This window comes from Muricaecibacterium torontonense (assembly GCF_004793925.1).
GTDB lineage: Bacteria > Actinomycetota > Coriobacteriia > Coriobacteriales > Atopobiaceae > Leptogranulimonas > Leptogranulimonas caecicola.
Map to the genome: position 1 here is coordinate 213,498 of NZ_SRYE01000001.1, position 13,143 is coordinate 226,640.

The 13,143-nt window shown below is 59.7% G+C and carries 10 protein-coding genes and 2 tRNA genes; all 12 read right to left on the bottom strand.

All coding sequences use genetic code 11. The features are described from left to right. Positions 1-378 precede the first annotated feature (378 nt). Positions 379-2,223, bottom strand: a complete 1,845-nt coding sequence (gene typA / locus E5334_RS00965; RefSeq protein WP_136011744.1) for a translational GTPase TypA — start codon at positions 2,221-2,223, stop codon at positions 379-381. A gap of 86 nt (positions 2,224-2,309) precedes the next feature. Further along, positions 2,310-2,729 (bottom strand): hypothetical protein, encoded by a 420-nt coding sequence (locus E5334_RS00970; RefSeq protein ID WP_275438863.1) that lies wholly within the window; start codon positions 2,727-2,729, stop codon positions 2,310-2,312. A 60-nt stretch (positions 2,730-2,789) separates the two neighbouring features. Continuing rightward, the gene (locus E5334_RS08885) at positions 2,790-3,071 is read right to left on the bottom strand and encodes a fibronectin type III-like domain-contianing protein (RefSeq protein ID WP_420812476.1); all 282 of its coding nucleotides are present in this window, start codon (positions 3,069-3,071) and stop codon (positions 2,790-2,792) included. After that, positions 2,998-3,897, bottom strand: a complete 900-nt coding sequence (locus tag E5334_RS08700) for a glycoside hydrolase family 3 protein (RefSeq protein WP_275438865.1) — start codon at positions 3,895-3,897, stop codon at positions 2,998-3,000. The genes E5334_RS08885 and E5334_RS08700 overlap by 74 nt, the downstream gene beginning before the upstream one ends. Beyond that, entirely contained in the window at positions 3,854-4,420 is a 567-nt protein-coding gene (locus E5334_RS08705; RefSeq protein ID WP_275438866.1) for a glycoside hydrolase family 3 N-terminal domain-containing protein, read from the bottom strand. The genes E5334_RS08700 and E5334_RS08705 overlap by 44 nt, the downstream gene beginning before the upstream one ends. Before the next feature lie 266 nt (positions 4,421-4,686). Beyond that, positions 4,687-5,493, bottom strand: a complete 807-nt coding sequence (locus tag E5334_RS00985) for an amino acid ABC transporter ATP-binding protein (protein WP_136011746.1) — start codon at positions 5,491-5,493, stop codon at positions 4,687-4,689. Next, entirely contained in the window at positions 5,486-6,952 is a 1,467-nt protein-coding gene (locus E5334_RS00990; protein WP_136011747.1) for an ABC transporter substrate-binding protein/permease, read from the bottom strand. Before E5334_RS00990 ends, E5334_RS00985 begins: the two co-directional genes overlap by 8 nt. A gap of 280 nt (positions 6,953-7,232) precedes the next feature. After that, positions 7,233-7,308: transfer RNA gene (locus E5334_RS00995), tRNA-Ala, on the bottom strand. 62 nt (positions 7,309-7,370) lie between these two features. After that, positions 7,371-7,447, bottom strand: a tRNA-Ile gene (locus E5334_RS01000). Positions 7,448-7,545: 98 nt separating this feature from the next. Then, positions 7,546-8,085 (bottom strand): bifunctional nuclease family protein, encoded by a 540-nt coding sequence (locus E5334_RS01005; RefSeq protein ID WP_136011748.1) that lies wholly within the window; start codon positions 8,083-8,085, stop codon positions 7,546-7,548. 137 nt (positions 8,086-8,222) lie between these two features. Then, entirely contained in the window at positions 8,223-11,069 is a 2,847-nt protein-coding gene (gyrA, locus tag E5334_RS01010; RefSeq protein WP_369945777.1) for a DNA gyrase subunit A, read from the bottom strand. A gap of 17 nt (positions 11,070-11,086) precedes the next feature. Beyond that, positions 11,087-13,021: a DNA topoisomerase (ATP-hydrolyzing) subunit B gene (gene gyrB / locus E5334_RS01015; protein ID WP_136011749.1), complete on the bottom strand. Its 1,935-nt coding sequence runs from the start codon at positions 13,019-13,021 to the stop codon at positions 11,087-11,089. Positions 13,022-13,143 lie beyond the last annotated feature (122 nt).

Sequence of the window (13,143 nt, forward strand, 5' to 3'; positions counted from 1 at the left end):
GTTTTTCCTGCCAGAAGTGGCAGGAAGTAGGCAGATTCGCCCCCAATCTGCCTACTAGAGGGGCTTTGTGGCAGAAATTCTGCCTATTAGGTGTAACTTATGCCAGCAGGGTCACGGGCCGCCGCCCGTTGCACGAGACCGCGTTGTGACTCCATGCCATCCCAACCCTGCCGAGAGGCCCACCCACTGCAGGCTGCTCGCGTTCCCTCATACCCAAGAGATGCAAAAAGGGCGTCGACCGGAGTCGGCGCCCTTTTTGCTTGCAAGCGTTATACGCAGCTGTGGCACGTTGGCTGCGACATGGGCCGCAACTCACCCCGCAGCTCGCGGCCGCAGCGCAACGCAGCCCGCCGCGTTGTGTGCCGCGCCGCAGTCCCCTTAGTTGAGCTTGTTCACGCGGCCTCGGCGCACGTTGTCCTTCTTGCGCTCGATGGTGTCCAGGATGCGCTTGCGCATGCGGATGCTCTTGGGGGTGATCTCCACCAGCTCGTCGTCCATGATGTACTCCAGCGCCTCTTCCAGGGAGAAGGTGCGGGGCGGGGTGAGCTGGACGGCGATGTCGGCGGTAGAGGAGCGCTGGTTGCCCAAAGATTTGGTGCGCGCCACGTTGACCACCATGTCGCCGGGCTTGGAGCGCTCGCCCACCAGCATGCCCTCGTAGCATTCGTCGCCCGGCCCCACAAACATAGTGCCGCGCTCCTGGAGGGTGCCAAGGGCGTAGGCCACGGCCTTCTCGGTGGCCATGGAAATCATAGCGCCATTGTTGCGCTGGCCCAGCTCGCCGGCATAGGGGCCGTACTCGGAGAAGGTGTGGTAGAAGATGCCCTCGCCGTGGGTGACGTTCAAGATGCGGTTCTTGAGGCCCATGATGCCTCGGGTGGGGATCTTGAACTCCAGGTGCGTGTGGGTCTCGCCGGACTGCATGTTGGTCATGGTGCCGCCGGCGTCGCCAAAGACCTCGATAACCTTGCCGGAGTACTCGTTGGGGGTCTCCACCACGGCCAGCTCGACGGGCTCTAGGCGGTGGCCATGCTCGTCCTCCTTGAAGAGCACGCGGGGGCGGCCCACCTGGAACTCGAAGCCTTCGCGGCGCATGGCCTCCATGAGGACGGAGAGGTGCAGGATGCCGCGGCCAGCTACCTCGATGCCGGTCTTGTCGCCCAGTTCCTCGATGCGCATGGTCACGTTGTTCTCGGCCTCGCGCATGAGGCGCTCTTTGAGCTGACGGCCGCCCACGATGTCACCCTCGCGGCCCACCAAAGGCGAAGTGGAAGCCTCGAAGACCACGGCCAGGGTGGGCGGGTCGATCTCGATGGGGTCCAGCTCCACAGGATTGGCGGGGTCGGTGTAGACGTCGCCGATGTCGGTGTGGTCGATGCCCACCACCGCGCCAATATCGCCGGCTTTGATCTCTTGGCACTCAGTGCGGCCCAGGTAGTCGAAGGTGAAGAGCTGCTTGGCGCAGGCCATGGCGCGGCTGCCGTCGTTTTTTACCACCAGGATCTGCTCGCCGACATGGATGGTGCCCGAGTAGACGCGACCAATGCCGATGCGGCCCACGTAGCTGGAGTGGTCCACAGTGACGCACTGCATGGCCAGAGGGCCGTCGGGGTCGCAGTCGGGGGCCGGCAGGCAGTCCACGATCATGTCCAGCAGGGGGTACATGTTGTCGTTGTCGTCGGCGGGATCCAAGCGGGCGAAGCCGTTCACCGCGCTGGCATAGACCACGTGCTCCATGGCAAATTCCAGCTGCTCGTCGGTGGCACCCAGATCCATCATGAGGTCCAGGGAGTCGTTCACTACCTCCTCAGGGCGCGCGCCCGGGCGGTCGATCTTGTTCACCACGATCATGATAGCCAGGCCTGCGTCGATGGCATGGCGCAGCACGAAGCGAGTCTGGGGCATGGGGCCCTCGAAGGCGTCCACCAAAAGCAGGGCCGAGTCTGCCATGCGCAGCACGCGCTCCACCTCGCCGCCAAAGTCTGCGTGGCCCGGGGTGTCGATGACGTTGATCTTCACGCCCTTGTACTCGATGGAGATATTTTTAGCCAAAATGGTGATGCCGCGCTCGCGCTCCTGGTCGTTGGAGTCGAGAATACGATCTTCTACCTGCTGGTTTGCCCTGAAGGCATCGGTTGCGCGCAGCAGCTTGTCCACCAGCGTGGTCTTGCCATGGTCGACGTGGGCGATAATGGCAACGTTTCGCAGGTTCTCTTGCAGCATAGGACTCACTTTCATGATGGAGAGGAAAACTCAAGGTAGGCCCAGAGGACGGGCCACCGAGATCTGCGCAAAGGCGCAGCCTGTTGCTAAAGTAGGCTGGGCAGCTCGCCCGCCGGAGCGGGGTCGCTCCAGGAAAAGCTCTCGCCAGTACCCTGTACCAGCAAAAACGCCGAATAATCAGGCCTAGGGTCTTTATCCCCAAATTCGCACATGAGCGCATCGGCAAAGCCGTCGCCGGTGTCTACGGCACCGGAGTAGCAAATGGCATAGCCCATGGGGGCACCCAGCTGCGGCTCAGTGCGGGCGCCTGTGGCCAGGTCTTTCACCCACTTGTGGGCGGCCTCCAAGCACACGTCTTCGCCGTCGTCTTCAAAAGCGCAGGTCACACGGTTGCCCTGGCCATCGAGCACCGAGGCCACCACTCCCAAGAGATCCCCTGCGGCCAGCACGTCCAGCGCTTCGCCAATGAGGTTGCAGGAGAGCTCGTCGAGCTCTGGGCTGATCATGAGACCCCCTCTAAGACACATCAACACTAACCAACCTACGTTAAACCCATGGAGCCCCAGCTACACCTCCTGCCACAAATCCCCATAAAGCAGCGGGGTTTCCTGAGGCCCGGGGGGCACCCTGCCGCCCGCGCCCCTCCATGGAAAACGGGCCTCCCGGCGCATCTTGCTGCCGAGAAGCCCGTATCGATCCGTGCCGTTGCATTGAGGTGTCCCCGCAACCTCGTCAAAGGCGCGAAGCTCTTGGGCCGGCCTAAAGACGTCGCCCTCAGGCTTTGCCACGTAGAGCTGCACCACCTCGGCTCCGGCCGCAGGTCCCGTGTTGGCAACAGCGCACGACACCCTTTACCTGCGGGTCTGGCCCATCTTGCACATCCACTTGCAGATCTGAATAGTCAAAGGTGGTATAGGACAAGCCAAAGCCAAAAGGATAGGCCACATTCGCCTGCGCGCTGTCGAAGATGTGACAACCCACGTACAGAGCCTCTTTATAGAGGGCGTGCTTCTTCTCGGCAGGATAAGAAGTTGCAGTAGCGGTGTCGCTTAGAGCGTGAGACCAGGTCTCGGCCAGCTTGCCCGAGGGGTTCACCAGCCCGCAGACCACGTCCAGAGCCGCACGAGCCCCTGCTTGACCACCCAGGCATAGGTGGACCAGCGCCTTGACGTCTTTGTCCCAGCCCGTCTCCATGGGAGCCCCCGCCGACAAGAGCACCACAATATTGGGGTTCACGGCCGCCAGCTGGCTCACCAGGGCGACCTGGGAAGCGGCCAGGCACATGTCTTGGCGCTCGGCGCCCTCGGTCTCCCGGGTCTCGTCCAGGCCTAGGCACAGTAAGACCACGTCGGCTCGGGAGGCAAGCTGACAGGCGTCGGCGGCCTTCTCGGCGTTGGCGGGGCCGCAGCGGTCGAAGCCCCACTCGTCGCGCAGTATCTGGCGAAGCAGGTAGGGGTCCTCGTTCACATAGGTGCCGTTGACCAGGTTATAGCTGCTCATGATGCAGGCAGGATGAGCCTCTTTGACCACCCGCTCGAAGCCTGCCAGGTAGATCTCGCGTAGCGTGCGCTCGTCCACCACGGAGTCCGAGGCTATGCGGCGAGTCTCCTGGCTGTTCACCGTAAAGTGCTTAGGGCAGGCAGAGACCCCCTTGGATTGGATGCCCCTCAACATAACCAGCGGCCATCTTGCCCGCCAGCAGCGGGTCTTCCGAGAAATACTCGAAGTTGCGGCCGCACAGAGGGTTGCGCTTGATATTGAGGCCAGGCCCCAACACCACGTCCACCTTTTGAGCCAGCGCCTCCTCGCCCAGCGCCTCGCCTAAAGCTTCGCCCAGCTTAGGGTTCCAGCTGTTGGCCACGGTCGCGGCGGTGGGAAAGCAGATGGCGGGCAAAGAGCCACCAATGCCCAGGTGGTTCGCGCCTGCAGCCTGCACGCGCAGGCCAAAGAAGACTAGCACTGCGGCGATGGCCACCAGGGTGGCCGTGACGCCGTAGACGGCGTACTGCCAGGTGGCGGTGCCGTAACGCGCCACAGAACCAGGAGCCATGCCCTGCATCATGTTGGAGTTCACGGTGGTGTAAAGCACGTTCTTGGTGGCCTGGCGCAGCTGCTTGACCACGCTGGCGTTGTTGGTGTCGGCAAAGTCGCCGGTCATGGCCGAGTAGGTGAGCTGAAGGTCGGTGCCGGCAGCCACGGCTTTGGCACGCAATCCATCAAGCTAGCTACCGAGAAATATGGCGGTTACTGCTCCATCAAAACGGAGTTTTCCACCTATTCGCTCAACATCTTGATACCCACTGCCGAGTTACCTCAAGAAGACTAGGCTCTCTAGCAGTCATGGAAGGGTTTCTCGGCGGGGGTACATCAGCTTACTTTGCTAAGAAAAGCCGCCCCTTGACCTGAGAGATCAAAAGGCGGCAAAGGGATGCGAGAGAAGTGGCGAGCGAGCAAGGTGTGAGGTTAGAGCACCTTGGAAAGGAACTCGCGAAGGCGCTCGGTGGGCGGGTTCTCAAAGAGCTCCTCGGGGGTGCCCTGGCAGTCGATATGTCCTCCCTCGGTGAAGATCACGCGGTCGGAAACCTCGCGAGCAAAGCCCATTTCATGGGTGACCACGATCATGGTGTCACCCTCGTCGGCCAAACGACGCATGATGTCTAAGACATCTTTGACCATCTCAGGGTCCAGAGCGCTGGTGGCCTCGTCGAAAAGCAATACCTCGGGGCGCATGGCCAGGGCACGAGCGATGGCCACACGCTGCTTTTGACCGCCAGAAAGAGAGCTGGGTTTGACATCTGCCTTTTCGGCAAGGCCCACGTCCTCAAGGAGGGTGCGGGCGCGATCCTCAGCCTCTTGTTGAGTGAGCCCAAGGTTGTGCATGGGGGCAAAGGTGATGTTTTCCAGCACGCTCATATGGGGGAAGAGGTTGAAGTGTTGAAAGACCATGCCGATGCGGCAGCGCACGGCGTCGATGTCTACGTCGGGGCCCATGAGGTTCAGGCCGTCGAAGATCACTTGGCCGGAGGTGGGCTGTTCCAGCGCATTGAGGCAGCGCAGCAGAGTGGACTTGCCGGAGCCCGAAGGTCCGATGATGGTGATGACCTCTCCCTTGCGCACATCCAGGTTAATGCCGTCCAGCACCTGGTTGTCGCCAAAAGATTTATGAAGGTCCACCACCTGGATGATGGGCTTCTCGGCAGCAGCCTCAGGAGCTGCGGCGGCCGTCGAGGTTTGGGGGTTGGTCTTCTCGGCAGGAGTAGTGTTAGCCATTTTCGGAGAACCTCCTTGTGGCCCAGTTGGCAAGCATGGTGAGCAGCGAGATGGTCACCAGGTAGAACATGGCGACAATGAAGAGCACCTCGCTCACGCGCAGGTTGGCGGCATAGATCTGCTGCGCCTGGTAGAGCAGCTCGCCAAAGCCGATGGCCAGAAGGATCGAGGAGTCCTTCACCATGATGATGAGCTGGTTGATGAGGGAAGGCGTGGCGATCTTAGCGGCCTGAGGAAACACGATGGCGCGCATGGTGAGGCCAGAAGAGCAACCCAGGCAGCGGGCGGCTTCGGTTTGGCCCGGGTCCACAGACTGGATGGCGCCGCGGACGATCTCGGTGATGTAGGAACCGGCGTTGAGCGCCAGCGCCAGCGCGCCTACCGCAAAGACCGAGAGCTTGACGCCGGCAACCTGAGGCAGGGCGAAGTAGAAGAAGAACGCCCAGATGAGTAGCGGAGTACCGCGGAAGAGCCATACATAGAAGGAAGCGATGGCGCGAAGAATCTTGGAGCCGGAGATCTTCATGAGACCAAAGAGGATGCCCAGCACCAGAGCGCCTGCAAAGGCCACTACCGTGACCAGCAGAGTGTTTTTCACGCCCGTAAGAAGTGCGGGCGCACTCTGCTGCAGCAGGCCAAAGAAGCTGGTTTGCTCTGCCTTGGTGGCGTTATCGCCCAGATACTTCTCCATGATCTGGTCGTAGCGGCCATCGGCCTTGAGCTTGGCCAGACCCTCGTTGAAGGCCTGGAGTAGGTCCTGATTCTTACCCTTGGCCACCACGGCCCCGTAGGAGTTGCCTGCCTCTTTTTGGGTCACCGACTTCATGCCGTTGCCCTGCGCGATGCCATAGGCGATGATGGGATAGTCGTCGAACATGGCATCGGCCTGGCCGGCCTGGAGCATCTGCACCATGGTGGAGGTTTGATCTACCGAGACGATGTCGAAGCCATATTGATCCTGAATGGACTTGGCAAAAGTCTCACCCTCGGTGCCGGTCTTCACCACGACTTTCTTGCCTTTGAGATCCTGATAGCCCGTGATGTCGGAGGACTCGGGCACCGCCATAAGCACGCCGGAGTCAAAGTAGGGGTCAGAGAAGTCATAGGTTTGCTTGCGTTCGTCGGTGATGGAAGCGCCGGCAATGGTCATATCGGAGTTGCCGGACTCAGTGGCCACCATGGCGGCATTGAATCCCAGCGACTCGATCTGCACGTTGAAACCCTCCTCCTCGGCGATGGCGCGGATGAGGTCCATGTCGATGCCCACCAAGTCGCCGTTGGAATCGCGATATTCGAAGGGGGCGAAGGTAGTGTCGGTGGTAATGCGGTAGGTTTTGCCTTTCACAGACTCCACGTCTGCCAACGCAGGCACCGGGGCTGCCAAAGAGAGCGCGCAAAAGACTGCCATCACAAGGCAGACCAGCTGCGCCAACCTTCCTAAACCCTTGGTTTTATGCATAGACAACACTCCATAGCAATGCCTGGCCACTTCCCTTAACTCAAGAGATGGCCGTAAAGCGGACAATGAGATCCCCACACCTTCTCCCAAAGGATGCAGGGAAAGATACCAAGGAAGACCAAACGTATCCAACCTCAGGCTAGCGCTCATAGGTTACAGGGCTATGTCGCAGCAGTGTCCCCTCATATCTGTAAACAACCGGAAGGGAGGTAGATTGGCGTCCTCCTGGTGTTCAACGAAAAAAGGTCAACCAAATACCTTGGTTGACCTCGTAAATGTCTGGTGGAGACGATGGGGATCGAACCCACGACCTCAGGCTTGCAAAGCCCGCGCTCTCCCAGCTGAGCTACGTCCCCGCGTATTAATAACCGCCCCAGCGGCGACTCGGCCACGCTGGGGCGGTTATTCGCAGAAAAGATGGTGGGCCCAACAAGGTTCGAACTTGTGACCTCCCGGTTATCAGCCGGACGCTCTGACCAACTGAGCTATGGGCCCAACGCAAGAACCAATACTAATGGCGTTCTTAGGGTGCGTCAAGAGGTATTTTTCACCGATAAACTCACCACAAAACCCCTGGCCACCCAAAAGCTTGCCTAGCTTTGCTTGCCTGGGGCAGCCCCCGGAGCAGCCCTGAAATCCTCTGGCGAAAGCGAGTCGATAAAGCGGTCAAAGGCTTCCAAATCAAGCCTGTCCTGATCGCGCTTCACTGCATCAAAGTCCGGGTAGCTGGCAGTGGCCATCACAGACTCAGCCACAAAGATAGGGCTTTTGGCACGTACTGCCAGTGCCAACGCATCGCTTGGCCGAGCATCCAGCGACAGATGATATCCGGCTTTAGAGGTGAGGTTTATCTCGGCAAAAAACGTGGTGCCCTCCACGCCCACGATGGCCACGCTGGTGATAGTTGCACCCAACTCATGAATGGCGGTTTGTAAGAGGTCATGGGTCATAGGGCGGTCGGAATGCGGGTTCTCCACTCCCATACCGATGGCCGAGGCCTCCACCATGCCAATGCGAATAGGCAGCGGCTCATAGGCGCGTGAACCGCTGTTGCGCGGCTTGAGCACCACCAGGGAGGCCATGGGGCCATTGCCAATAACCACTGTCTCGATATCTACGCGAATCATCGTCATAGCACCCTCCTCCCCGGTCTATACCAATTATGACTGATTAGCCTACACCAAGTGCTAATCCCTAAATTAAGAAAGCACGCCCGACCCTCATTAAAGAAGCCCAGGCGTGCCTCAACGGTCATTGCTGCCGATAAGAGCTATTCCTCGTCATCCCCAAGGATTGACTCGTCGTAGAACTCCTCGCCACCCACGTCGATGGACTCATCCTCTGCCGAGGGATCCTCGATAGTGAGCGAGAGGGTCGCCTGGCCGTCGTCCTTCTTCTTGGCCTTGGCTTTGCCGGCAACCATACGGGCCACCGAGGTGATCCTGTCTCCATCTGAGACGTTCATGATCTTCACGCCTTGAGTGGCACGGCCTAGCTGGGAGATCTCGGCGGTCTTAAGGCGGATGACAGTGCCTTCCTGACTCATGATCATGAGCTCGTGCTGCGGGCCCACCACCTTGACAGAAGCCAGATCACCCTTCTTGGCGGTCATCTGGATGGTGAAGATGCCCTGACCGCCGCGGTTGTGCTCGGTGTACTCAGAGACAGGCGTGCGCTTGCCGTAGCCTTTCTCGGTAATGACAAAGAGGTCTCCCTTGCCATTGGAGACTTCCATGCCCAGCATGGAGGCATCGCCCTTGAGGTCGATGCCCTTGACGCCAGCGGCCGCACGGCCCATGGGGCGCACCTTGGACTCGTCGAAAAGGATGGTCTTGCCGGCAGAGGAGGTGAGGATAACCTTCTCACCCGCCTTGACGCGACGCACGGTGACCAGCTGATCACCCTCATTGAGCTTGATGGCGATCATGCCGTCACGACGGGTGCGGTCATAGGCAGAGAGCGCCGTCTTCTTCACATTGCCCTTGGCGGTGGCAAACATGAGATACTCGCTCTTTGGGAAGTCGCTGGTGGTAAAGATCGAGGTGGCGTGCTCGCCATCAGCCAGATCCAGCAGGTTTACCAGCGGGGTTCCTTTGGCAGTGCGGCTGCCAACGGGCAGCTCGTGCACCTTCAGGCGGTAGACCTTTCCCAGGTTGGTAAAGAAGAGAATATAGTCGTGGGTGGAGGCTACAAAGAGCTCCTCCACAAAGTCGTTGTCTTTGAGGGAGACTCCCTGCACGCCTTTGCCGCCACGCTTTTGAGAGCGATAATCGGCCACGGGGGTGCGCTTGATATAGCCGGCGTGGGTGATGGTGATGACCATGTCCTCGTCGGCAATGAGATCCTCCACGTTGAGCGTGATGGGCGCATTGGAGATGGTGGTGCGGCGAGGGCGAGCGTACTTATCCTTGATCTCGCGCATCTCATCCTTGATGACACCCAGAAGCTTGGTGCGATCTGCCAAGAGGCTCTCCAGATAGGCGATCTCCTCTTTGAGTCGCTCGATGTCTGCCACCAGCTTCTCGCGCTCCAAGCCGGTGAGGCGCTTCAAGCGCATCTCAAGAATGGCGTTGGACTGAACCTCGTCCAGACCAAAACGCTCATTGAAGCGCTCGCGCACCTCGGCGTCGGAGTAAGAGCTGCGGATGATGTGGACGACCTCGTCGATGTTGTCCACTGCGATAAGCAGACCCTCGCGTACGTGCAGCTCCTTTTGAGCCTTCTTGAGGCGGTATTGGGTGCGGCGAGTCACTACGTCGACCTGGTGGTCGATGTAGTGGCCGATCATCTCGCGCAGGGTGAGCGTCTTTGGCACACCGTCTACCAAGGCGATATTGATGGCGCCAAAGGTGGTTTGTAGCTGGGTGTGCTTATAAAGGTTGTTGAGCACCACCTCGGGCACCACATTGGTTTTGAGGTCGATGACCAAGCGCATGCCCTTGCGGTTGGTCTCGTCGCGCATGTCTGAGATGCCCTCGATCACCTTGTCGTTCACCAACTTGGCGATTTTCTCTTGGAGTAGGCCCTTGTTCACCTGATAGGGGATCTCGGTGATGACGATGCGCTGGCGGTTGCCCTTGATCTTCTCCACATGAGCCTTGGCACGCACGCAGATGGAGCCGCGGCCGGTCTCATAGGAATCGCGGATGCCCTCGGCGCCCATAATGACGGCGCCGGTGGGAAAGTCCGGGCCAGGCATGACGCTCATGAGCTCGTCCACCGTGGCATCTGGATTATCGATCATCATGCAGGTGGCGTCGATAGCCTCGCCCAGGTTGTGAGGGGCGATGTTGGTGGCCATGCCTACCGCGATGCCCGACGAGCCGTTGACCAGCAGGTTAGGGAAACGGCTAGGCAGCACGGCGGGCTCCATGATGGACTCGTCGTAGTTGGGCTGCCAGTCCACTGTGTCGTCGTTGAGGTCGCGCAGAAGCTCCATGGCAGGCTTTGCCAGGCGACTCTCGGTGTAACGCATGGCAGCGGCGGGGTCACCATCCACAGAGCCAAAGTTGCCATGGCCGTCGATAAGAGGCACCGACATGGAGAAGTCCTGGGCCAGGCGCACCATAGCGTCGTAGACCGCTGAGTCTCCATGGGGATGATACTTGCCGATAACCTCGCCCACCGTCCAGGCACTCTTTTTGTGAGGCTTGGTGGGAAGCACGCCGGAGTCCAGCATGGCGTAGAGGATACGGCGGTGCACAGGCTTCAAGCCGTCGCGCACATCAGGCAAGGCGCGGGCCACGATGACCGACATGGAATACTCGATGAAGCTTGTCTGCATCTCACTGGGAAGATCGATGGGTTTCAGGGTTCCCCCGTGAATGTCGGTAAGGTCCAGGCGGGAGCCGCCCTCATCGGCCAGAAGGCCGGTGGTGGAGTCGCCAATGGAATCGAGCTCCACCCCCATCTCATCGCCGTCTTCTTCCACGGTGAGATCATAGTCAATATTGTCGTCAGAGTCAGAGCTATCCTCGAGATCGTCGAGCTCGACGTCGTCGTTGGGGCCTACCGCACCCTCGCGCACCTCGTCGTCCTCAAAGAGATCGCCTTCGTTGACGCCGGAGTCCAACTCGTCGTCAAACCCGCCATCGCCGGGTCGTTTGTTATCTGCCACAGGTCAAACCTCTCTGTCTAAATGTCCAGGAAGCGTGCATCTTTGGCACGGCGCTGAATGAACTCGCGGCGCTTTTCCACCTGGGTGCCCATAAGGTCGGACACCGTGCGCTCGGCAGCAGCCGCGTCGTCAATGCCAACCTGGAGCAAGATGCGATTCTTGGGCTCCATGGTGGTCTCCCATAGCTGCTCGGGGTCCATCTCGCCGAGGCCCTTGTAGCGCTGGACTTTATAGCCCTTTTCCAAGCCTTTTACCTGCAATGCCAGCTCTTCGTCGGTATAGATGTACTCGCCCTTCTTGCGACCCTTGGGGATCAGCTGGAACAACGGAGGCTGTGCAATGAAGATGTAGCCGGCGTCGATCATGGGACGCATGTAGCGGTAGAAGAACGTGAGCAGTAGGATGCGGATGTGGGCGCCGTCGACGTCGGCGTCGGTCATGATCACGATCTTGTGGTAGCGCGCCTTGGAAATGTCAAAGTCATCGCCCACACCGGTGCCAATGGCGGTGATGAGGCTTTGGATGGTCTCGGCGGAGAGCGCACGGCTAGGCCCTACGCGCTCAACATTCAAAATCTTGCCGCGCAAAGGCAAGATGGCCTGGGTGGAGCGGTCTCGGGCCATCTTGGCCGAGCCTCCTGCGGAGTCACCCTCTACAATGAACAGCTCGGTCATCGCCGGGTCGCGCACCGAGCAGTCTGCCAGCTTGCCGGGAAGCGACGCGCTTTCCAGCAGACCCTTGCGGCGAGTGGCCTCGCGGGCCTTGCGGGCAGCCTGACGCGCTTTAGCGGCCGAGGAAGCCTTGTTCACAATGGCGCGGGCTTGCTTGGGATGCTCTTCCAAATACTCGGCAAAGCCCTGGGCCACCGTCTTCATTACCAGCGGCTTCATGTAGGAGCTGCCCAGCTTAGCCTTGGTCTGACCCTCGAACTGAGGATCGCCCAGCTTGACCGAGATCACTGCGCAGAGGCCCTCGCGGACGTCGGAGCCCTCGAGGTTCTTGTCCTTGTCCTTGAGGATGTTGGCCTTGCGGGCGTAGTCGTTGATCACGCGGGTGAGGGCCGTGCGGAAGCCCTCGAGGTGCATGCCGCCCTCGGGGGTGTAGATGTTGTTGGCGAAGCTCATGACGTTCTCGCCATAGCCGCTGTTCCACTGGAGAGCCACCTCGACCTCGCCCATCTTGGCAGGGTCGTCGGTGTCGGCAGAGCCGCTCATGTAGATGGGGGTCTTGATATCCCCTACCAGCTCCTTGCCGTCGTTCAAGAACTTTACGAAGTCGATGATGCCGCCGGAGTAGCAAAACTCGTCGACACGAGGGGTCTCCTCGCGCTCGTCGGTGAGCACGATCCTTAAGTTGCGGTTCAAAAACGCCATCTCCTGCATGCGGTCTCGCAGGGTGTCGTAGTTGAAGACGCAGGTCTCGAAGATCTCGTCGTCAGGCCAGAAGGTCACCGTGGTGCCGGTGCCCTTGGCCTTGCCCACGACCTTCATCTTCTCGGTGGTCTTGCCGCGGGAGAACGCCATCTCATAGATGTTGCCGTCGCGTTTGACCTGCACCACCACTTTCTTGGAAAGCGCGTTCACTACCGAGATACCCACGCCATGAAGGCCGCCAGAGACCTTATAGGCATTGTTGTCAAACTTGCCGCCGGCATGAAGCACGGTAAGCACTACTTCAAGTGTAGGAATCTTGCGCTGAGGGTGCTTGTCGATAGGAATGCCTCGGCCATTGTCCACTACCGTCACCGAGTTATCCGGGTGTATTGTTACCAAAATCTTGGTACAAAAGCCGGCCAGCGCCTCGTCTACCGAGTTGTCGACCACCTCATAGACCAGGTGATGCAAACCCGAGGCACTGGTAGAGCCAATATACATGCCTGGGCGCTTGCGCACTGCCTCCAGGCCTTCGAGGATCTTGATCTCAGACCCATCATACTCATGCTTTTTGGCCACAGGGCTCCCTTCGCGTTTTCCAACAAGTCGAACTTACCAATTCTAATGGTTGTGGCCGCCATTTGCCACTAGGGGCACCAGAAGGCATCTAGTAGCCACGATTAGCCCTCTATGCCATCCCC